The following is a 21,345-nucleotide window of genomic DNA, read 5'->3' as shown; positions in this document are numbered from 1 at the left end:
AGCCTAAAAACAGTTAATTCACACTATTTAATGAAAAGCGTGATTTATTCCTACATATAATCTTCAATCGGTACGCACGAGCAGTGTAAATGGCGGTCGCCATACACATCATCAAGGCGTTTAACCGCTGGCCAGTATTTATTCGCTTTCGTTTGTGCTGTCGGGAACACGGCAAGCTCACGGCTATAACGATGTGGCCACTCCCCGGCTAACTCTGTTTGCACATGAGGCGAATTCACGAGAGGGTTATCTTCGAGTGTCCATTGGCCTTTCACTACTTGGTCAATTTCATCGCGTATAGCTAACATCGCATCAATAAAACGGTCAATTTCCGTCATACTTTCAGACTCAGTCGGCTCAATCATTAATGTCCCTGCGACAGGGAAAGACATGGTTGGCGCATGGAAACCATAATCAATTAAACGCTTAGCAATGTCGAGCTCACTAATACCGGTGTCTTTCTTAATTGGGCGCAAGTCAACAATACATTCGTGAGCCACATAACCGTCTTGCCCTGTATATAAAATGTCATAACGACCAGAAAGACGCTTAGCAATATAGTTCGCATTTAAAATAGCCACTTGGCTAGCTTTACGTAAACCATAAGAGCCCATCATACGAATATACATCCAGCTAATTGGCAAAATTGATGCACTACCAAATGGAGCCGCAGATACCGCACCTTGGTCGGTTAACATTTCTTGCTCAACCACAGAATGCCCCGGTACGAACGGTGCCAAGTGTTTTTTCACACCAATAGGCCCCATACCTGGGCCACCACCGCCGTGAGGGATACAGAACGTTTTATGTAAATTCAGGTGAGAAACATCCGCACCAATAAAGCCCGGCGTTGTTAACCCAACCTGAGCATTCATATTTGCGCCGTCAAGGTATACTTGGCCACCATATTGGTGAATAATTTCACACACTTCACGAATACTTTCTTCATATACCCCATGTGTCGATGGGTAAGTTACCATCACACAAGAAAGTGCTTCGCTATGTTGCTGAGCTTTTTCACGTAAATCCGCTAAATCGATATTACCTTCATCATCACAACGCACTACCACCACTTCCATACCTGCCATATGCGCAGAGGCCGGGTTGGTACCGTGAGCAGAAGCCGGGATCAAACAAATATTTCGTTCCCCTTCATTGCGACTTTCATGATAACGACGAATAGCCAACAAACCTGCATATTCACCTTGTGCTCCTGAGTTAGGTTGCATACAAACCGCATCATAACCGGTCAATTGCACTAACCAATGAGAAAGCTGCTCTATCATTTGGTGATAACCTTGAGCCTGCTCAGGTGGGCAGAATGGGTGTAACTCGCCAAATTCAGGCCACGTAATTGGGATCATTTCCGCTGCCGCATTGAGCTTCATCGTACAAGAACCCAGTGGGATCATCGCTTGATTTAAGGCTAAATCTTTGCGCTCTAAACTATGCATATAGCGCATCATTTCGGTTTCACTATGGTAACGGTGAAAATTTGGATGCGCTAAAATTTCATCATTACGTAACATAGTGCTTGGGATCGCTTGCTCTGTCGCTGAAACCGATTGGTCTAGTTTTTCAAAATCCAACTTAGCTTCAATACCTGTGATCACCGCAAATAATTCATTTAAATCTTGGCGAGTCGTGATTTCACTAAACGTCACGCCAACTGCACCACGAATATCAGTGCGTAAATTCACTTTAGCTTTCTCAGCACGTGCTAGCACCGCTGTTTTGTCTGCCACTTCAATACATAATGTATCAAACCAGGTTTTATGACGTGAAGTAACCCCTGCGTCTGCTAATGCTTTGGCAAAAATAGAGCTGAAGCGATGGATACGCTCAGCGATCATTTTCAGCCCTTTTGGCCCATGGTAAACCGCATACATGGCGGCAATATTGGCTAACAACACTTGGGATGTACAAATATTCGAGTTCGCTTTTTCGCGACGAATATGTTGCTCACGAGTTTGCATCGCCATACGCAGCGCGGTATTACCTGCCGCATCCCGTGAAACGCCAATCAGACGTCCCGGCATCGCCCGCTTAAACTCATCACGACAAGCAAAGAATGCTGCATGTGGGCCACCGTAGCCCATTGGTACACCAAAACGTTGAGCTGAGCCGAATACAATGTCAGCGCCCTGCTTACCCGGAGCAGCTAACAGCACAAGAGCCATCATATCTGCAGCAACGCAGCTGACAATTTTGCGCTCTTTTAGCTGAGCAAATAGTGAACTGTAATCATGGACGTTACCTGTCGTACCGACCTGTTGAAGTAGCACACCGAAAACGCCTTCGTGTTCCAGTGCTTTCTCTGCGCTATCCACAATCACTTCAAAACCAAAAGTCCCCGCACGTGTGCGAACAACATCTAGGGTTTGCGGATGAACATCATCTGCAACAAAGAAGCGTTCTGCATCTTTCAGTTTGCTGATCCGTTTTGCCATCGCCATGGCTTCCGCTGCCGCAGTAGCTTCATCCAATAACGACGCAGAAGCGAGGTCTAAGCCGGTAAGGTCGATAGTGACCTGTTGAAAATTCAATAATGATTCTAAACGGCCTTGAGACACCTCCGGTTGATATGGCGTATAAGCGGTATACCAACCCGGGTTTTCTAATAAATTGCGCAAGATAACTGGCGGAAGCACTGCGGGTGCATAGCCCATACCAATATAGCTTTTGTAGCGCTTATTGAGTGATGCTATCGCTTTTAATTCAGCTAAAGCTTCTTGCTCAGTTGCTCCACCACCCACTCTTGGCGGTTCTGCAAGCAAAATGGCTTTGGGGACAATTTTGTCCATCAAGGTATCTAATGACGTTGCACCCACGGTGTCTAACATGGTTTTTAATTGTTGTTCTGATGAACCAATGTGGCGCGAAATGAATTCTGAACGGTTTTCTAATTGACTCAGTGACATCGACATATCTGTGTTCCCATCCTTTGTCTGCTATGCATAAGTTGTAGGGCGGCTATTACGGAACTTGCGAGATAACGCTTAAAATCAATGATATTGTTTCTTGTTTCTTGTTTCTTGTTTCTTGTTTCTTGTTTCTTGTTTCTTGTTTCTTGTTTCTTGTTTCTTACTAATTATATTTGTTCAACCCTCTAAATAGTTCATCTTGTGACTAGGGCGAATGAGCGAAGCCAACACCGCCACAAGATGAAATATGACGAGGTTGTGGCTAGGCGGCAAGCAAATGAGACCCTAGGAGCATACATCAGTATGTGACTAGGGCGAGAGAGCGAAGCCAACACCGCCACAACACAAAATATGACGAATAAACTATTCTTCGGCTTCGATCATAGAAGTATACCCCGCCGCATCAATCAAATCCGCCAGCTCTGCGGTATCCGACGCCTTAATACGGAAAATCCAACCTTCTTGATACGGTTGTTCATTCACGAGCTCTGGTGCGTCATTCAACTCGCTATTAACCGCCACAATTTCGCCACTCAGTGGTGCGTAAATATCGGATGCCGCTTTAACTGATTCGACGACTGCAACGTCATCGCCTGCACTTACCGCAGTACCCACTTCGGGTAAATCAACAAACACCATGTCACCCAACGTCTCTTGCGCATGTTCGGTGATACCAACTGTAAATTCACCATTACCTTCATCGCGCAGCCACTCATGTTCACGGGTGTACATTAATTCTTTAGGTGTATTGCTCATCACTAGCCTCTCAATTTTTAAATTTATTAATTAGATTCGCCCAAATTACACTAAGCAGTTACCTTCACGGACAAAGCCCGGTTTAACGACTTCAACTGGCATTTCTCTTTGTCTGATTTCAACAATTGCTTTGTCTTGAATTCCGTTCGGGACACGCGCTAACGCAATACTAAAACCTAGGGTTGGCGAGAAAGAGCCACTGGTTATCACCCCTTCTTGTAGTTTCCCCAGTTCATCAGTAAAGCGGACAACTTGCCCTGCACGCAGTATACCTTTTTCACGCATCACAATACCGACAAGTTTTTCAGTACCTTGTTCGCGTAATTTTTCCAATGCTTCACGGCCAATAAATTGGCGATCTTCGGGTTTCCAAGCTACCGTCCATCCCATATTCGCGGCTAATGGCGAGATTGTTTCATCCATATCTTGCCCATATAGGTTCATACCAGCTTCAAGGCGCAAAGTATCCCGTGCCCCTAAGCCCGCTGGGTGAACCCCTGCCTTGAGCAACTTATGCCAAAATTCAATGACTTGCTCTTTAGGCATGGCAATTTCATAACCTTTTTCACCCGTATACCCAGTGGTTGCAATGAATAAATCCCCAGTTTGAACACCATAAAAGGGTTTCATTCCTTCGATGGCGCTGTTTTGTTCCGAACTGAGTAACGAATGAACCTTTTCTGGAGCTTGCGGCCCTTGAACAGCCAGTAACGCTAAATCATCGCGGACACGAATTTCAACCGCATAACCTTTAGCATGCTGTTCAATCCAAGCTAGGTCTTTATCACGTGTTGCTGAGTTTACAACGAGGCGATAAAAGTCATCAGCAAAGTAATACACAATCAGGTCATCAATAACACCACCAGAAGCATTCAGCATACCTGTATATAAAGCTTTACCTTGTTCTGTGAGTTTATTGATATCGTTGGCGAGAAGGTAACGCAGAAAGTCACGACAGCCTTCGCCGTGTAAATCGACAATAGTCATATGGGAAACATCAAACATCCCTGCTTCGGTTCTGACAAAATTATGTTCATTGATCTGTGAACCATAATGCAACGGCATCATCCAACCATGAAAATCGACCATTTTTGCACCGCAGGCTATATGTTCATCATATAGTGTTGTTTGCTTTACCATGAATACCCTCTTTACATTATTAATATGACAGGGTGATTGCGTGGTGAAAATTACCCATCTACAACAAAATACCTTGGTAATTTTAACCCAACGCAAACGATAACTTTTTAAAAACCTACCACTGTTTGCTGTTCTATCCTATAAAAAAAAATAGGGCTACCATTCCTCTGTATTACTGATTGCGCTCTGATTTTACCAGCGCTTTTTGTTAAATAATTGAGAATGATCACTCAAAATCCTTACATACAGGGTCAAATGGCGCAAAATATAACCAAAAACAGAATTTGAATGATAGCTCTGCCAATAAAACCCATCACAGCAATATAAATAAAACTAATGCGAAAAATGAATGTAATTAGTTTTTTTCAGTCATGAAGGAAAGGGAAAGTTCCGCTTTTTATACTAAAACGTAATAATAAGAATTATTTTTATGCAGAGTTCAATAATGACGCTCTGTATTTTGATATAAGAAAAAGGCACAATTTTATGAACTGTGCCTTTTGAGAAAAGGATTTAGAGGGTGTCTTCGACTTGTAACTGTTCCAACCACTTAGGCATATCAAATAGCCCCATCGCATGGTTTAATAATTGCGGTTTAACCCCCGGCAAACTGTCCGCTAAGACAAGCCCAATATCACGGAGCAATTTCTTCGCAGGGTTATTACCATCAAACAACTCACGGAACCCTTGCATACCCGCTAACATCAGTGCTGCACTGTGTTTACGGCTGCGCTCGTAATCACGCAAGTATAAATATTGACCAAAATCTTTACCTTCACGGTGCAAACGTTTAATTTCACCGATTAGCATGGCGACATCCATAAACCCAAGGTTAACCCCTTGGCCTGCTAATGGATGGATGGTATGTGCCGCATCCCCTAACAGCGCTAAACGTTGAGCCGCAAATTGCCTTGCATAGCGCCCCGTAAGAGGAATAGTTAATCGGTCACTTTCAACTTGGCAAAGGCCAAGGTGAACATCAAGCGAAACCGCCAGTTCTTTATTAAAATCAGCAGGTTCTAAAGACTTGCGCCTTGCTGCTTCAGTAGCCGGTTGAGACCAGACAATCGAACAAAGATGTGGGTCACTTAATGGTAAAAATGCCAAAATACTTTCGCCATCAAAAGCTTGGCGAGCAACGCCTTCGTGAGGTTTTTCAGTTCGGATCGTAGCAACTAACGCGGTATGTTCATAATCCCAAAAGGTTAATGGGATATCTGCATGGCTACGCAACCACGAGTTTGCCCCGTCAGCCCCCACAATTAACCGCGCTGTTAACATGTTTTCATCATCTAATGTAATGAAAACATCGTTTTCCCCCCACACCACTTTTTTAATCGTTGCGGGGGCTAATAATGTCACATCGCGAAGTTGCGATGCTTTTTGCCATAGGGCATCACGTACAACATTGTTCTCAACAATATGCCCTAAATGCGTTAGGTTACGTTCTTGAGCAGTAAACGTAATTCGCCCAAAACTGTCGTTATCCCAAACTTCCATGCCATTATAAGCAGAAGCTCGCATTCCTTTAATGGTTGACCATACACCTAAGTGGGTCAGTAACTTCTCACTTGCCGCATTAATGGCAGATACCCTTAATGCATGTGGCTCTGCTGCACTGAATGGCACCTGCGGTGGATGATTTTCAATGACCGCAACACGTAGCCCACTCCCCTCAAGCCCACAAGCGAGCGCTAACCCAACCATACCACCACCGGCGATAACCACATCAAATGATTGCATATTTTTTATTCCTCTTTATTTCGTGGTTATTGGTGTGCAACCCAGCCCAATGTTTGGCGAGCCAAAACATCACGAGCTGGTGGCAACATTTCCATTGCCATTAAACCTAAGTTACGCCCGACAATAAGCGGTAAACAGCGATTCGCAAATAAACGAACCAAACCGTCGGTTATCGTAACCGTTTTGTCTCTATCTTGTACCCGAGCTTGCTGGTATTGGCTTAGTAGCGAATAACGACCGATATCTTGCCCCTTCGCGTTTGCCTCTACCACAATATGAGCCAATTGCATCACGTCACGGATACCTAAATTAAAGCCTTGCCCCGCAATAGGATGCAGGGTCTGAGCAGCGTTCCCCACTAACACGACTCGGTGACTAACTGGGTTAAGCGCTTTACGTAATACCAGCGGATAACAATGACGCTTACCGGCCATGACGATTTCGCCTAGCCGCCAGCCGAACGCTTGCTGTAACTTACTAATAAATGTTTCATCATCCCACGCATTGATGTCTTCGGCCTGCTCCTGATGATGGCACCATACTAAAGAACTGCGCCCTTGTGACATGGGTAATAATGCCAAAGGACCGAATTCAGTAAAGCGCTCAAAGGCTTGGCCTTTTGGGTCAATGGCAGTTTTCACATTGGCAATAATGGCCACTTGCCCATAATCGTCCTGTTGCCATTGCATATGGCAGGCTTTGCCAATCGCAGAATGGCTGCCATCCGCAGCAATCAGTAATTCTCCTGTCACCTTATCTCCATTATCCAAGGTGACCGTAACGGCATCTTGTTCACGATGAACATTTTCTACTTTTGCAGGGCAATAAAGAGTGACTCCGGGCGCTTTACGTAACAATGAAAACAGACGGGCGCCCGCTTCGTGTAGTTCAATAACATTGCCTAGAGCATCGATATGATAATCATCGGCAGCGATATTCACAAAACCAGCATGGCCTCTATCAGACACATGAACATGATTAATGGGGGTCACGCAATCCGCTAAAGCGGACCAAACGCCTATTTTTGCTAATGACTGGCAAGTACCGTGGGCTAACGCAATCGCACGTGCGTCGAATCCCGGATGTTTGCCATCAGGCAAAGCGGCCTCGATTAGTGAAACCGATAATTTTCCTTGGCTAAGGGATGATATCGCCAGTGCTAATGTTGCACCCGCCATACCGCCCCCCACGATGATCACATTCATGCGTTGTTTATTACCTTTCTATGATGACTGATATCTACCCTAAATTGTGCGTTGCAGCCGCCATTAGAGCTTCAATTTCATCAGGGTCTTTCACGACTAAATCCGTTAAGTTTTCATTTCCGTTTTCGGTGATCACAATATCATCTTCGATACGTACACCAATACCGCGATATTGTGGCGGCACATCTGCATCTGGAGCAATATATAAACCAGGCTCGACAGTTAATACCATCCCCACTTCAAGTATACGGTCTCGGTCTGTGCCGTAAAAACCTACGTCATGTACATCTAACCCTAACCAATGACTTAAACCATGCATAAAGAATGGATGATATGCTTTGTTTTCGATCAATTGATCCACATCGCCTTGTAAAATTCCAAGTGCGACCAGGCCTTCAGTTTTGATACGAACAATTTCACGAGTCACTTCATGGATACTGGTTCCCGGACGATATAGCGCTAACGCGGTATTTAACGCCTTAAGGACGATATCGTAAATTTCTCGTTGTGCTTGGCTAAATTTGCCATTAACAGGGAAAGTCCGTGTGATATCCCCTGCATAACCTTCAAACTCTGCACCCGCATCAATTAAGACTAATTCGCCATCCTTCATTAGGCTCTCATTTTCGGTGTAATGCAAAATACAGGCATTTTCACCACTACCTACAATGGAGTTGTACGAAGGAAAACGTGCACCATGGCGAGTAAATTCATGTTCTAACTCACCACAAAGTTGGTATTCATACATATTCGGTCGGCAAGTTTCCATAGCTCTGACGTGTGCTAGAGCAGAAATTCGCCCAGCCATACGCAGGGTATTAATTTCTTCTTCCGACTTAAATAAACGCATTTCATGGACAATCGGCCGCCAATCGACCAATGTTTGTGGCGCTCGTAAGTTACGACGGCTACCTTTACGTAGAATATCTAAGGCATCAAATACCAATTTATCGGCATAGGCAAACTCACCTTGTGCATGATAAACCACGTCGAGGCCATTTAGTAATTGATAAAGTTGCTCTTCTATTTCATTGAAAGGTAACGCTTTATCAACACCTAATTTTTCAGGTGCGGCGTCTTGCCCAAGGCGGCGACCAAACCAAATCTCAGCAGTTAAATCACGGACACGGTTAAAAAGAACAGTATGGCTATGTTTCTCATCGCTTTTAATCAGGACTAATACAGCTTCTGGCTCACTAAACCCCGTTAAATAAAGAAAATCGCTGTGTTGACGATATGGGTATTCGCAATCCGCATTACGTTGCGCTGGCGGCGCAGAGAAAATAATTGCTGCACTGCCTGATTGCATTTGAGCCAATAATGCATTGCGACGAGAAATAAATTCCTGTTTATTCATACCGTTTTTGCCTTATTATCAGAATAATTAGATTGCTGAATATATTGCTTGTGTTTAACCAATCACATAGCAACATACACTGGCGAAATGACTTAAATCTGGATACATCACGCTTTCAAGCACTTAATTTATCAATAATAAAATATTGATTGATAAAGTTAAGTGCTTTGAAAACTCACATTAATAGAAATTAATGAAGAACCGGTTTATCATTTTCCACGGCTGTTGGGCCTTTAGTCGGCTCAATCAACGCAATGTAACATAATTGCACCGCCACCCTGACATACTCAACCACTTCTTCTAACGCTTGCTCAAGTTCTTCTTGGTCTTCGTCTTCGTCATAACCAAGCATACCAATATTGCGTAAATCTGTGATAACTTCGCTTATCTCTTTTTTATCAGCCAGTTTCGGTTGTGTAACCCCGACACCTAATAAAAAGTGATTTACCCAGCCAGCTAGCGCATCAGCATGGTCAAAAACAGAAGCGTCTTCGTCAGGAAATAGCATAGTAAATGCAAATTCGCTGTCATCAAGTGCTTCGAATGTGGTATCGAAGAGCTCTCGCAGTGGCTGCGAAACCGTTTGTGGAAACGCTAAGCCATCGTTAGCAAGGTCATGGACCAACGTTTGCCAGCTATGGTCACGGCCCCCGCCACAGATCAACCCAGTTATTAGACCATGGATCTCCGCAGCAGTAAGTGCGATTGAGTGCTGTTGCAGTAATTTGTCCAGTGATTCATAGTTTGGTAAAGATTTTTGTATAGACATCTGAATTCGTCATGTTAGCTTATGATTCGTGATATGCTACCATCAAGGATAGCCGCTAGACCAGTATGCTTTTGTCTTATCTATTAATTGCGCCAAATATGATGTATTTACGGCGAGTATTATTCAGTATGGAGGTATAATGTCCGCACAACCTGTCGACATCCAGATTTTCGGGCGCTCAATGCGAGTCAATTGCCCAGCAGAACAAAAAGAAGCCCTTCTTGAGTCGGCTAAAGAATTAGAACAACGCTTGCAAAATCTGAAAGATAGAAGCGGTGTGACCAACACGGAACAACTTATTTTTATTGTAGCATTGAACGTCTGTCACGAATTAGCACAAGAAAAGACAAAAACGCGTGATTATGCTTATAATATGGAAGAGAAAATAAAAATGTTGCAGCTCACAATCGAACAAGCGTTGCACGATCAGGTGAAAATTACTGAGAGGCAGGTATTGCCCCTAGAGTAAATCTGCTTATTAATCAGACACTAGTAGAAAAAAATATACAAAATTAAGGTTGCATTTTAAATCTAGTTTCGTACAATGAAATCACTGAGTAACGATAAGTTCTCAAACCAAATTTCTCTGAGATGCGCGTGAGTGGGCGAGTCCCCTGAGCCGATATTTCAACTAAACAGAATGTGGTTATGGCGCTGGTGAGCATGCCTGATTCGCTCAGGAAGCCTAAAGGTTGCTAAACTGCGTTCACCTTGAACCAAGGGTTCAAGGGTTACAGCCTACAACGGCATCTTGGAGACCCCCAATTAAGTTCCTGCTTATTTTTCATTTGTTTCCTACATAACCTCTCATCTTGCGATATACTTTAAGTAATTTACTTTCTTGGTTAACTGTTTTTTATCGCATATACAACAGGTTATCACATGCAAGACTCCCTCTCGACCCAACGCCAGCAGGTACGTCAAACAATCCGTCAAGCACGTCGTCAATTAAGCGCTCAGCAGCAATATGACGCAGCGGAACAACTCATGCATAATGCATTAAGCCACCCAAAAATTGCACAAGCCAACACTATTGCTTTGTTTCTTTCTTTTGATGGCGAAATTGACACAAGGCCACTCATTCATGCGCTCTGGGCTGAAGGTAAACAAGTCTATCTCCCTGTTTTGCACCCCTTTAGTCGCCACCATTTATTGTTTCTTCACTATCGCCCCGATAGCCAACTCGTTAAAAATCGATTTAATATTGATGAGCCACCGCTTGATGTCAGAGATGTGCTACCACTCGAAAAATTGGATATCATGCTTATCCCATTAGTGGCATTTGATACTCAAGGGCAACGGTTAGGGATGGGAGGTGGGTTTTATGATAGAACGCTTGCTAATTGGCAACAAACCGGGTTTTATCCCATTGGCCTTGCCCATAATTGCCAGCAAGTAGAAAAACTCCCTATAGCTCATTGGGATATTCCTTTACCCGAAATTATTACGCCGCAAAAAATATGGCGCTGGTCATAAACACCCGCGCCATCATTTCACACACTTTTTAGCGTAACTTAGAACAGTAAACGCGCACGAATGGTTCCAGGTAAATCTTTTAATTTCTGGAGTGCTTCATCTGTTTGGTTTGGCGTTTGCATTAATACATCAATAACCACATAACCTACGTTGCCTGATGTACGTAAGTACTGGCCGACAACGTTAATGTTATTTTCCGTGAAGACTTGGTTGATGCTATTCAAAATACCTGGACGGTTTTCATGAATATGCAAGAAACGGTTGGTATCTTCAGTATGCACTGGCAAAGAAACTTCAGGGAAGTTAACCGCAGATAATGTTGAACCATTATCTGAATACTTAGCCAGTTTACTTGCCACTTCTAACCCAATATTTTCTTGAGCTTCTTCTGTCGAGCCCCCAATGTGCGGTGTTAAAATCACATTGTCGAACTTAATCAATTCAGAGATAAATGGGTCATTAGGGTCATTGTTCGCAGCGGGTTCACTTGGGAATACATCCACCGCAGCACCTGATAAATGCTTGCTTTCCAACGCGGCTGCCAGTGAAGGGATATCCACGACTGTTCCACGTGATGCGTTAATGAATATAGAGCCAGGCTTCATACGGTCGAATTGTTCTTTAGCAAACATATTCTTCGTACTTGGGGTTTCAGGCACATGTAAGCTAACCACATCGCTCATGTTCAGAAGTTCAGTTAAAGAACGAACTTGAGTTGCATTACCTAAAGGCAGTTTGTTTTCAATATCATAGAAGAAAACATTCATACCGATACCTTCAGCTAAGATCCCTAACTGAGTACCAATGTGGCCATATCCAACAATCCCAAGACGCTTACCACGCGCTTCAAAACAGCCTTTAGCTTGTTTTTCCCAAATACCGCGGTGTGCTTGCATATTGGCTTCAGGAATACGACGTAGTAAAAGTAATAATTGGCCTAATACCATTTCTGCAACGGAACGTGTATTTGAAAATGGTGCGTTAAATACAGGGATACCGCGTTTTGCCGCAGCATCTAAATCAACTTGGTTGGTGCCAATACAAAAGCAACCCACTGCAACGAGTTTTTCTGCTGCAGCGAAAATTTCTTCAGTAAGATGAGTACGGGAACGGATACCTACAAAACGTGCATCTTTAATCGCTTCTTTTAATTCTTCGTCGGATAACGCACTTTTGTGATATTCAATGTTGGTGTAGCCCGCGGCTTTTAAGTTATCAACCGCACTTTGGTGCACACCTTCTAGCAGTAAAAATTTAATTTTGTCTTTTTGCAAAGATACCTTAACCATTTCCCTACCCTATCGTGAACGTACTTAAGATTTATAACAGATGAACCTATGTGTTTGCCTAACATAGCTCAAGAGAGATAACATCCATCTACCTTGAGCTATGAAGCGTATACCAACATAGCAAAAAATAGCGCAGTAGCAATACAACCGTTTGCTTAATGGATGCTAAAAAGCGCGAAGAAAAAGAAGTAAAATGGTAGAAAATCAGGGGTGGTAACACAAAATAAGGATTTTTCCTGTACAATACCTATTTGTGTGAGATATATCACCAAAATAGCCAGACATTAAAAAAAATAAAATAAATTTCAAATTGATGATATTTATAAAACTGGTTAATTAATTTAGCTTCTATCAAATCATAGACTAATGACAAAATACCAGTAAAACAAAAAAACCAGCGGGTATAACTCCACTGGCTTATTGGAATAATTAAATATGATATAGATTATAACTTGATGGTTTTAACGCCTTCGTTTGCAGTCCCCATCAATACAACATCAGCACCGCGATTGGCGAATAACCCAACGGTCACAACCCCCGCAATCCCATTAATCGTATTTTCTAATGCCACAGGGTCAACGATATTTAAATTATGGACATCTAAAATCACATTGCCGTTGTCTGTAATCACATTTTGACGGTACTCTGGCGTACCACCCAGTTTAACCAATTCACGTGCCACATAGCTACGCGCCATTGGGATCACTTCAACAGGCAGTGGGAATTTACCTAGTACATCAACTAACTTAGATTGGTCAACGATACAGACAAAGGTTTTTGCAATTGCGGAAACAATTTTTTCACGTGTTAAAGCCGCACCACCGCCTTTGATCATATTCATATGGTGGTCAACTTCATCAGCGCCATCAACATAAACATCTAATGAATCCACTTCATTACAATCAAATACTGTAATACCCAGTGATTTTAATTTTTGAGTTGATGCTTCTGAGCTTGATACCGCACCTTCTATTTGGCCTTTCATTGTGGCTAATGCATCAATGAATTGTGAAGCCGTTGAACCCGTTCCAACACCAACAATAGTGCCCGGTTTTACGTAATCAAGTGCTGCCCAACCTACCGCTTTTTTTAATTCGTCCTGAGTCATACTCATGCCTTTTAAGATTTAATTGAGTCGTGATTAAGGTTATTAATAACTAGTATATACCGGACACCCAATAAGTTGCAGCTTTGTTCGCTGTATTTATGTCACGGTTCTTGGGATTTACGCCACAACAATAATATTTTTAAGTGTTGCGTGTAAAAATATGGCATAGTGCTTGGTAGAATAACAACAAGGAGATTTTTTTGATGAAGCGCCCTGACTATCGCGCATTACAAGCACTGGATGCCGTTATCCGTGAACGCGGCTTTGAGCGTGCGGCTCAAAAGCTCTGCATCACGCAATCTGCTGTGTCACAACGTATAAAGCAGTTAGAAAACCTGTTTGGGCAACCACTACTTGTGCGTACCGTTCCGCCGCACCCAACTGAACAAGGGCAAAAACTGCTAGCACTGCTTCATCAAGTTGAATTATTAGAAGAGCAATGGTTAGGTGATGAAAATAGTGGCTCAACCCCGTTGTTACTCTCACTTGCCGTCAACGCTGACAGCTTGGCAACTTGGTTTCTTCCTGCTCTAAACCCTGTATTAGGCAATAGCCCTATTCGGCTAAACATTCAGGTTGAAGATGAAACTCGGACTCAAGAACGTTTAAGACGCGGCGAGGTGGTCGGCGCTATCAGTATTCAACCCCAAGCCTTACCGGGTTGTTTAGTCGATAAACTTGGCGCACTGGACTATATTTTTGTTGCGTCACCTGGCTTTGCGGCAAAATACTTCCCTGATGGTGTGACTCGTTCTTCGTTATTAAAAGCACCTGCGGTTGCTTTCGACCATCTAGACGATATGCACCAAGCCTTCGTACAACAAAACTTTGGTTTGTCACCGGGCAGTGTTCCATGCCATATCGTGAACTCCTCGGAAGCCTTTGTGCAGTTAGCGAAACAAGGTTCTACCTGCTGTATGATCCCACATTTGCAGATAGCCAGTGAATTAGCGAATGGTGAATTGGTTGATTTAACCCCGGGGTTATGTCAGCGACGGATGCTTTACTGGCACCGCTTCGCACCTGAAAGCCGTACAATGAAAAATGTGACTGACGCCCTATTAAAAACGGGGCGCCAGATGTTAAAACAAGAAGATGAACCCGCAAAAAGCTAGCGTTTTAATTCAAATACCACATCGACTTGGTCATTAAAATCAATACTCTGTTGTTCGTAGGTCTCATCAATCTTGAGGTCTTGAGCAACAGAGGCTTTCATCGCCCCACCATAATTTCTTGCAGCCATTGGGTATGGCACCGCAGCTGGCGCATTATAGTTAATGCTATACACAGGACCTAACTGGACATTAAAGCCTTTTGCTAAGATATTGGCTTGTTCTGTCGCATTTTTAATCGCTTGAGACCGTGCTTCATCACGATACTGTTGCGGGTTAGCCACACCAAACTGTACTGAGTTGATTTCATTGAGACCTGCGGCTAAAGCACCATCTAACAAGACATTAAGTTGGTCTAATTTCTTCACTTCCACTTCAACAGAACGTGTTGCCGTGTAGCCTTCGATGGTTGATTTTTGCTTCACGCTACTGTAATCATATTTAGGCTGAGTTCGCACATTTGCCGCGTTGATATCTTCTTTTTCAATGCCATTTTTCTTAAGAAACTCAAAATACTCTGCAACTCTCTTATCGACGCCAGCTTTCGCAGCTGCCGCATCTTTTGCAGTGACTGTCACAAGAATGTTCAGCGTCGCCATATCTGGAGTCGCTTTCACTATTGCATTACCCGAAGTTGTAATGTGTGGGCCATTGGGTAACGGATCAGCCAAAGACATGGTAGGAACCGCAGCACCTGCTACCATCGCAGCTAAAACTAAAGATTTTAATTTCACAGAACCTCCCAAGAAAATTATTTATCGCTAAAAAAGGGATAATTGGTAATAAACTATCCCTGAGCTCAATTTAACAGTAACACATGAAACAAAAAGTACAGTCAGAATAATGAGAAATTGAACTTTATTGCTTGTCTGTTGAAGATATATTGTTATTGAGAAATCAAACCGAGTCCCTTAAGCCCCTGTATCGCAAGTTGAAATGCAATAAACCACATCACACTCCCCACGAAAATGTTAATAATGCGCTGTGAACGCGGTTTATTTAACACGGGTGAAAACCAAGCAGCAAGTATCGCCAATGCAAAGAACCACACAAATGACGCCGTTAGTGCTCCAGCCGTAAACCAAGGTCGTAACTGGTTTTCTAACTGTCCACCGACACTACCTAGAACCACAAAGGTGTCTAAATAAACATGAGGATTCAGCCAAGTGACGGCAAACAGTGTAACAATCACTTTCCACCTTGTGATAGCCCGGCTTTCCGTTTGAAGTATGACCTCATCAGGGCTGAGCGCTGTACGAAACGCACCATAGCCATACCACATAAGAAATGCTACGCCAGCCCACGTGATCAATTGCATTAATATTTCAGACTGGCTGAGTAAAGCACTGCCACCAAACACACCTGCGATAATTAAAACGGTATCACTTAAAGCGCATAATAATGCACTCATTAAATGAAACTGCTTTCGGCTTCCTTGCTGTAAGACAAATGCGTTCTGTGGTCCTAAAGGTAATATCATTGCAGCACCTAATAGCGCACCCTGTAAATAGATCGAAAACATGTATTAATTCCAATTTTTTATTCAATTAATATGCATGAATATTAGCGATAAAAAGTTATTAGTGGAAATGATTAAGTCTAATAGGTCATAAGTATCACTTATAACCAAAAATGCATCGGTAAGAAAAATATCGGGGTGGAAATATAGGAGTGAGAAATGAATAAGAGCCCATCGAAGACAGGCTCTTATTTTCAGTGAAACTGCTGAATATGACTTTCTAAATATTACTCTGCAGCATCTTGCTTGATAGGCGCATTTTGCTTATGAACATGAACATCCATTTGTGGGAATGGGATACCAATATTATGTTTGTCCAGAGCGCGCTTAAACTCTTCTAGCAAATCCCAATATACAGGCCATGCATCACCATTAGTGGTCCAAAAACGCACTAAATAATTTAATGATGATGGAGCCATATCATGTAAACGGATAGTGACGCCTTTAGCATGCTGAATACGGCTATCCGCAGCGACGATATCACCTAATACTTTTTTCACCACATCAATATCAGAATCATAAGCAACACCCACAATAATATCTTGACGGCGATTAGGTTCACGACTGGTATTAATGATGTTATCAGCAATTATCTTCCCATTAGGAATAACAATAATACGGTCATCTGCGGTTCTTAACGTCGTTGAAAATATTTGTACATTTTGCACTGTGCCTTCAACAGCACCGATTGAAACATACTCCCCCGCTTTTAGTGGCCTAAATACCACCAGCAACACACCTGCCGCAAAGTTACCCAGCGAGTTTTGTAATGCTAAGCCAACAGCTAAACCGGCCGCACCCATTACCGCGATCACAGAAGCAGTTTGTACGCCAATTTTCCCTAATACCGCAATGAAGGTGAATGCAACAATGGTATAACGTGCTATCGCTGATAAAAAGTCACTGACTGTTGAATCAATACCTTTCATGGTCATCACGCGATGTAAACCACGCCCAACCCATTTTGCAATCATCATCCCGACAATCAAGATAACAATTGCAGACACGATATTCACAGCATACTGAACTAACAGATCTTGGTTTGCCACAAACCAATTCGTTGCATCATTCAACGCGCCTGTAACATCATCAGTATTCATATATATATACCCTTTAGGATCCAATTATCAATATTAACCCCAACCAGTAAATCTTTAAAAAAACGTTTAATGGCTGGCCGTACATTGCAAATAATAGCGATGATTTATTAAAACACAAAACAAATCACTAAATAAAATTATTCTATCTATTTTCTATAACAAAAATTCGATAATCCTTTAGCATTAATAAGAAGTCATCAGTGCCGCAAAATGCAACACTTTCATTATCATAATAACTCATTCCTTCTTCCAACCCTTCAGTTTCAAATGATAATTGGTTGGCGCGGATCATCACTTCTTCATCATCAAGCAACAATGTATATTCGTGGCCAATAAGCTCCCATTGTTTTTCACTGCCTTTGATTTTTTCGTAATTTTCTTCAATAGCATCTAACAGACTAAGGTCATTTTTGACCTCTTCATTAAGCCAATATCCAATAGCCTCATGATCCATCGAGAATTTAGCGGAGATAGCTCCGGTGATATCTTGGAAAAATTGGTAGTCCATATGCAGTCCCTCTACTCTTGCGTTATTGACGCTAGTATAACGCGAGTCAAACTGCTTTGTTGAGAGGTATTACCAACAGAAAAAATAAAATTGAGTAATGACGTGCAAAAGCATATTGAACAACAAGGTATAAAAATTATCGAAGGGCCGGTGAATCGGACTGGTGCTACTGGAGGAATTAGATCTATTTACTTACATGATGTCGATTTAAATTTAATCGAAATTTCTGAATATATTTAGCGAATACACCCAATTAAAAAAGGCCCCTAACATTAGGAGCCTCCATGATTAATATTACCTTGTTACACGGCTGTTTGGAAAATCACGCCATCCGCTTTTTCGGTATATTGTGATAACTGGTCAAAGTTCAAGTAACGGTAGGTATCCGCTGCTGTTTCATCGACCTTATCCATAAATTGCAGATACTCTGCTGGTGTTGGTAAACGACCTAATAAAGAGGCTACCGCTGCCAGTTCTGCTGATGCGAGGTAAACATTCGCACCTGTCCCTAAACGGTTCGGGAAGTTACGCGTTGAAGTGGAAACGACCGTCGCTCCATCAGCTACACGTGCTTGGTTACCCATACACAGTGAACACCCTGGAACTTCAATACGCGCACCACTCTTACCAAAGACGCTGTAGTAACCTTCTTCAGTTAATTGTGCTGCGTCCATCTTAGTTGGTGGCGCAACCCATAAACGCGTTGGTAATTGGCCTTTGTGGGAATCCAATAACTTACCTGCTGCACGGAAGTGGCCAATGTTTGTCATACAAGAACCGATGAAGACTTCATCAATTTTCTCGTTTTGAACATCAGACAATAAACGAGCGTCATCTGGGTCGTTTGGTGCACACAGAATTGGCTCTTTGATATCATTCAGGTCAATTTCAATTACTGCTGCGTATTCCGCATCTGCATCACCTTCTAGCAGTTGTGGATCCGCTAACCAGTTTTCCATCCCTTTGATACGGCGTTCAATAGTACGACGATCACCATAGCCTTCTGCTATCATCCATTTTAATAGAACGATATTCGATTGCAGGTATTCGATAATTGGCGCTTTATCTAATTTGATAGTACAACCCGCTGCTGAACGCTCTGCTGACGCATCCGCTAATTCAAACGCTTGTTCAACTTTCAGCTCAGGCAAACCTTCGATTTCTAAGATACGGCCAGAGAAAATGTTTTTCTTACCTTTTTTCTCTACGGTCAGTAAACCATCTTTGATTGCATACAGTGGGATTGCATGAACAAGGTCACGTAATGTGATACCCGGCTGCATTTCACCTTTAAAGCGAACCAGTACTGACTCAGGCATATCCAGAGGCATTACCCCTGTTGCTGCAGCAAATGCGACCAAACCAGAACCCGCAGGGAATGAAATACCAATTGGGAAGCGCGTATGTGAGTCACCACCTGTACCGACGGTATCAGGTAATAGCATACGGTTTAACCAAGAGTGAATAATACCATCGCCTGGACGCAGAGAAACACCACCACGGTTCATGATGAAATCAGGTAAGGTATGGTGCGTTGTGACGTCAACAGGCTTTGGATACGCAGCAGTGTGGCAGAATGACTGCATAACCAAATCTGCAGAGAAACCAAGACAAGCCAAGTCTTTCAGCTCATCACGGGTCATTGGGCCAGTTGTATCTTGTGAACCTACAGAGGTCATTTTTGGCTCACAGTATTCACCAGGGCGAATACCTGGGCGACCGCAAGCACGACCAACCATTTTTTGTGCTAATGAGAAACCACGGTTGCTTTGTGCAACGGATTTCGCGTGACGGAATACATCTGTTGCTTCTAAGCCCAGAGATTCACGTGCTTTGCTGGTTAAACCACGGCCGATAATCAGTGGAATACGACCACCCGCACGGACTTCGTCAATCAGTACATCTGTTTTTAATTCGAATGTTTCGAGTAGCTCACCCGTTTCATGGTTACGCACTTCACCTTTAAATGGATAGATGTCAATCACATCCCCCATATTCAGTTTAGAAACGTCCACTTCAATTGGTAATGCGCCCGCATCTTCCATTGTATTAAAGAAGATGGGTGCAATTTTGCCGCCCAATACTACCCCACCGCCACGTTTATTTGGCACAAATGGGATATCGTCACCCATAAACCATAGCACGGAGTTAGTCGCTGATTTACGAGAAGAACCAGTACCGACAACGTCACCCACGTAAGCTAGTGGGAAACCTTTCTTATTCAGCGCATCAATTTGCTTGATTGGGCCAACATTACCCGCATCGTCTGGTTCAATACCATCGCGTGCGTTTTTCAGCATTGCTAATGCGTGTAATGGGATATCTGGACGTGACCATGCATCAGGAGCTGGCGATAAGTCATCTGTGTTAGTTTCACCAGTCACTTTGAACACAGTTACGGTCATTTTTTCAGCTAACGCAGGGCGCTCTTTGAACCACTCGGCATTTGCCCATGATTCAATAACTTGTTTCGCGTGAACATTTCCCGCTTTCGCTTTTTCTTCTACGTCGTAGAAGTTATCAAACATCAGTAAGGTGTGGGAAAGTGCTTTAGCGGCGATTGGCGCAAGTTTTTCGTCATCCAACGCTTCAATTAGTGCATGGATGTTATATCCGCCCTGCATAGTCCCTAGCAGTTCAATGGCTTTTTCAGGGGAGATAAGAGAAGAGGAAGTTTCGCCTTTAGCTATCGCGGCTAAAAATCCAGCTTTTACGTACGCTGCTTCGTCAACACCAGGGGGGACGCGGTTGGTCAGCAGGTCTAACAGGAAATCTTCTTCACCTTTGGGTGGGTTTTTGAGTAACTCTACCAGTGCAGCTACTTGTGACGCATCTAATGGCTTAGGGACAATCCCTTGAGCGGCACGCTCGGCTACGTGCTTACGGTATTCTTCTAGCACGACGTTCTCCTCGCTTCATTGTAATTTGTATACCCGGCTGTCTGCACCATACTGACAAAATTATCATCCGGTGCCAGGTCAGAGGAATTTGCTCGCATAATCTCAATGGCGGTAAAATTATGCCCAGCTTCGGGCGATCAGCATAGCAGAATTTAAACGTAATGTTAATTCATTCACAAGAAAGCAACATTTAACTACTAACTTTACGCCTTAACACTTCATTACTGGTTATTTTTCAGCTTAAGATACTATTAATCATCGTAAAACGCCGAAAAAACCATACTTTTTATAATGCATTTTAAAATTTAAAGCACCCTAATTAGTGCCTTTTTTCATCAGCTATCACAAATTATATTTTTTATCGCAATTTTATTTATATTACTAATTGATAAGGTAAATCATTGCGATTGGTTTTAATCCTTTTAAAGGTTTTAATGGA

At 42.9% G+C, this 21,345-nt stretch carries 17 protein-coding genes, 1 other RNA gene and 1 pseudogene; 5 read left to right on the top strand and 14 right to left on the bottom strand.

The genetic code is table 11. The annotated features are described in order from the left end of the window. Positions 1 to 50 precede the first annotated feature (50 nt). The 7 genes from gcvP to PSF67_RS03680 all read right to left on the bottom strand — a co-directional run bounded on the left by gcvP (position 51) and on the right by PSF67_RS03680 (position 9,894). Entirely contained in the window at positions 51 to 2,927 is a 2,877-nt protein-coding gene (gcvP, locus tag PSF67_RS03710) for an aminomethyl-transferring glycine dehydrogenase (protein WP_272676539.1), read from the bottom strand. Positions 2,928 to 3,287: 360 nt separating this feature from the next. Then, positions 3,288 to 3,680: a glycine cleavage system protein GcvH gene (gcvH, locus tag PSF67_RS03705; protein WP_036958523.1), complete on the bottom strand. Its 393-nt coding sequence runs from the start codon at positions 3,678 to 3,680 to the stop codon at positions 3,288 to 3,290. A 45-nt stretch (positions 3,681 to 3,725) separates the two neighbouring features. Next, positions 3,726 to 4,820: a glycine cleavage system aminomethyltransferase GcvT gene (gcvT, locus tag PSF67_RS03700; protein WP_102137428.1), complete on the bottom strand. Its 1,095-nt coding sequence runs from the start codon at positions 4,818 to 4,820 to the stop codon at positions 3,726 to 3,728. Between the two features lie 513 nt (positions 4,821 to 5,333). Further along, positions 5,334 to 6,563, bottom strand: coding sequence for an FAD-dependent 2-octaprenylphenol hydroxylase (gene ubiI, locus PSF67_RS03695; protein WP_166267680.1), 1,230 nt, complete (start codon positions 6,561 to 6,563; stop codon positions 5,334 to 5,336). 26 nt (positions 6,564 to 6,589) lie between these two features. Further along, positions 6,590 to 7,768 carry a 2-octaprenyl-6-methoxyphenyl hydroxylase gene (ubiH, locus tag PSF67_RS03690; protein ID WP_166267678.1) on the bottom strand — a complete coding sequence of 393 codons (1,179 nt, stop codon included), beginning with the start codon at positions 7,766 to 7,768 and terminating at the stop codon, positions 6,590 to 6,592. Positions 7,769 to 7,802: 34 nt separating this feature from the next. Further along, the gene (gene pepP, locus PSF67_RS03685; protein WP_210843278.1) at positions 7,803 to 9,125 is read right to left on the bottom strand and encodes a Xaa-Pro aminopeptidase; all 1,323 of its coding nucleotides are present in this window, start codon (positions 9,123 to 9,125) and stop codon (positions 7,803 to 7,805) included. Positions 9,126 to 9,315: 190 nt separating this feature from the next. Beyond that, complete coding sequence (locus PSF67_RS03680) at positions 9,316 to 9,894, bottom strand: YecA/YgfB family protein (RefSeq protein ID WP_102137424.1); 579 nt, start codon at positions 9,892 to 9,894, stop codon at positions 9,316 to 9,318. Positions 9,895 to 10,033: 139 nt separating this feature from the next. On the opposite strand from PSF67_RS03680, the gene zapA reads away from it, so the two are divergent. The 3 genes from zapA to PSF67_RS03665 all read left to right on the top strand — a co-directional run bounded on the left by zapA (position 10,034) and on the right by PSF67_RS03665 (position 11,370). Then, positions 10,034 to 10,363, top strand: a complete 330-nt coding sequence (gene zapA / locus PSF67_RS03675) for a cell division protein ZapA (protein ID WP_102137423.1) — start codon at positions 10,034 to 10,036, stop codon at positions 10,361 to 10,363. A 111-nt stretch (positions 10,364 to 10,474) separates the two neighbouring features. After that, a non-coding RNA gene (gene ssrS / locus PSF67_RS03670) (6S RNA) lies at positions 10,475 to 10,656 on the top strand. Between the two features lie 120 nt (positions 10,657 to 10,776). Beyond that, positions 10,777 to 11,370 carry a 5-formyltetrahydrofolate cyclo-ligase gene (locus PSF67_RS03665; protein WP_166267676.1) on the top strand — a complete coding sequence of 198 codons (594 nt, stop codon included), beginning with the start codon at positions 10,777 to 10,779 and terminating at the stop codon, positions 11,368 to 11,370. 38 nt (positions 11,371 to 11,408) lie between these two features. On the opposite strand, the gene serA is transcribed toward PSF67_RS03665, so the two are convergent. Together serA and rpiA are read right to left on the bottom strand one after the other, a co-directional pair. Beyond that, on the bottom strand, positions 11,409 to 12,659 hold the full coding sequence (gene serA, locus PSF67_RS03660; RefSeq protein WP_004261923.1) for a phosphoglycerate dehydrogenase: 1,251 nt from the start codon (positions 12,657 to 12,659) through the stop codon (positions 11,409 to 11,411). Positions 12,660 to 13,104: 445 nt separating this feature from the next. Further along, entirely contained in the window at positions 13,105 to 13,767 is a 663-nt protein-coding gene (gene rpiA, locus PSF67_RS03655) for a ribose-5-phosphate isomerase RpiA (protein ID WP_272676538.1), read from the bottom strand. Between the two features lie 203 nt (positions 13,768 to 13,970). On the opposite strand from rpiA, the gene PSF67_RS03650 reads away from it, so the two are divergent. Further along, positions 13,971 to 14,882, top strand: coding sequence for a LysR family transcriptional regulator ArgP (locus PSF67_RS03650; RefSeq protein ID WP_102137420.1), 912 nt, complete (start codon positions 13,971 to 13,973; stop codon positions 14,880 to 14,882). Here the strand turns inward: PSF67_RS03650 and PSF67_RS03645 are convergent. The 4 genes from PSF67_RS03645 to PSF67_RS03630 all read right to left on the bottom strand — a co-directional run bounded on the left by PSF67_RS03645 (position 14,879) and on the right by PSF67_RS03630 (position 18,006). Beyond that, positions 14,879 to 15,613: an oxidative stress defense protein gene (locus tag PSF67_RS03645; protein ID WP_195697529.1), complete on the bottom strand. Its 735-nt coding sequence runs from the start codon at positions 15,611 to 15,613 to the stop codon at positions 14,879 to 14,881. The two genes, PSF67_RS03650 and PSF67_RS03645, sit on opposite strands and share 4 nt — an antisense overlap. 152 nt (positions 15,614 to 15,765) lie before the next feature. Next, positions 15,766 to 16,401 carry an arginine exporter ArgO gene (gene argO / locus PSF67_RS03640; RefSeq protein WP_195697530.1) on the bottom strand — a complete coding sequence of 212 codons (636 nt, stop codon included), beginning with the start codon at positions 16,399 to 16,401 and terminating at the stop codon, positions 15,766 to 15,768. Positions 16,402 to 16,625: 224 nt separating this feature from the next. Further along, positions 16,626 to 17,498, bottom strand: a complete 873-nt coding sequence (gene mscS, locus PSF67_RS03635; protein ID WP_166267668.1) for a small-conductance mechanosensitive channel MscS — start codon at positions 17,496 to 17,498, stop codon at positions 16,626 to 16,628. A 142-nt stretch (positions 17,499 to 17,640) separates the two neighbouring features. Continuing rightward, positions 17,641 to 18,006 carry a YacL family protein gene (locus PSF67_RS03630; RefSeq protein ID WP_102137416.1) on the bottom strand — a complete coding sequence of 122 codons (366 nt, stop codon included), beginning with the start codon at positions 18,004 to 18,006 and terminating at the stop codon, positions 17,641 to 17,643. A 96-nt stretch (positions 18,007 to 18,102) separates the two neighbouring features. Between PSF67_RS03630 and PSF67_RS03625 the strand changes: the two are divergent. Next, positions 18,103 to 18,246 (top strand): annotated as a pseudogene (locus PSF67_RS03625) (VOC family protein); the annotation flags it as partial. Between the two features lie 62 nt (positions 18,247 to 18,308). On the opposite strand, the gene acnB reads toward PSF67_RS03625, so the two are convergent. Beyond that, a complete protein-coding gene (acnB, locus tag PSF67_RS03620; protein WP_166267666.1) occupies positions 18,309 to 20,906 on the bottom strand; it encodes a bifunctional aconitate hydratase 2/2-methylisocitrate dehydratase in 2,598 nt (865 codons plus the stop codon). Positions 20,907 to 21,345: the final 439 nt, after the last annotated feature.

The sequence above is a fragment of the Providencia sp. PROV076 genome, assembly GCF_028483405.1.
In the GTDB taxonomy this organism is placed as follows: Bacteria; Pseudomonadota; Gammaproteobacteria; order Enterobacterales; family Enterobacteriaceae; genus Providencia; species Providencia huaxiensis.
Note: the sequence above shows the minus strand (reverse complement) of the source record. Positions and strands in the feature narration are given on the sequence as shown.

Bases quoted from the DNA above. Each gene is read 5' to 3' on its own strand.
- gcvP (WP_272676539.1), bottom strand. From the start codon at position 2,927: ATGTCGATGTCACTGAGTCAATTAGAAAACCGTTCAGAATTCATTTCG.
- gcvH (WP_036958523.1), bottom strand. From the start codon at position 3,680: ATGAGCAATACACCTAAAGAATTAATGTACACCCGTGAACATGAGTGG.
- gcvT (WP_102137428.1), bottom strand. From the start codon at position 4,820: ATGGTAAAGCAAACAACACTATATGATGAACATATAGCCTGCGGTGCA.
- ubiI (WP_166267680.1), bottom strand. From the start codon at position 6,563: ATGCAATCATTTGATGTGGTTATCGCCGGTGGTGGTATGGTTGGGTTA.
- ubiH (WP_166267678.1), bottom strand. From the start codon at position 7,768: ATGAATGTGATCATCGTGGGGGGCGGTATGGCGGGTGCAACATTAGCA.
- pepP (WP_210843278.1), bottom strand. From the start codon at position 9,125: ATGAATAAACAGGAATTTATTTCTCGTCGCAATGCATTATTGGCTCAA.
- PSF67_RS03680 (WP_102137424.1), bottom strand. From the start codon at position 9,894: ATGTCTATACAAAAATCTTTACCAAACTATGAATCACTGGACAAATTA.
- zapA (WP_102137423.1), top strand. From the start codon at position 10,034: ATGTCCGCACAACCTGTCGACATCCAGATTTTCGGGCGCTCAATGCGA.
- PSF67_RS03665 (WP_166267676.1), top strand. From the start codon at position 10,777: ATGCAAGACTCCCTCTCGACCCAACGCCAGCAGGTACGTCAAACAATC.
- serA (WP_004261923.1), bottom strand. From the start codon at position 12,659: ATGGTTAAGGTATCTTTGCAAAAAGACAAAATTAAATTTTTACTGCTA.
- rpiA (WP_272676538.1), bottom strand. From the start codon at position 13,767: ATGACTCAGGACGAATTAAAAAAAGCGGTAGGTTGGGCAGCACTTGAT.
- PSF67_RS03650 (WP_102137420.1), top strand. From the start codon at position 13,971: ATGAAGCGCCCTGACTATCGCGCATTACAAGCACTGGATGCCGTTATC.
- argO (WP_195697530.1), bottom strand. From the start codon at position 16,401: ATGTTTTCGATCTATTTACAGGGTGCGCTATTAGGTGCTGCAATGATA.
- mscS (WP_166267668.1), bottom strand. From the start codon at position 17,498: ATGAATACTGATGATGTTACAGGCGCGTTGAATGATGCAACGAATTGG.
- PSF67_RS03630 (WP_102137416.1), bottom strand. From the start codon at position 18,006: ATGGACTACCAATTTTTCCAAGATATCACCGGAGCTATCTCCGCTAAA.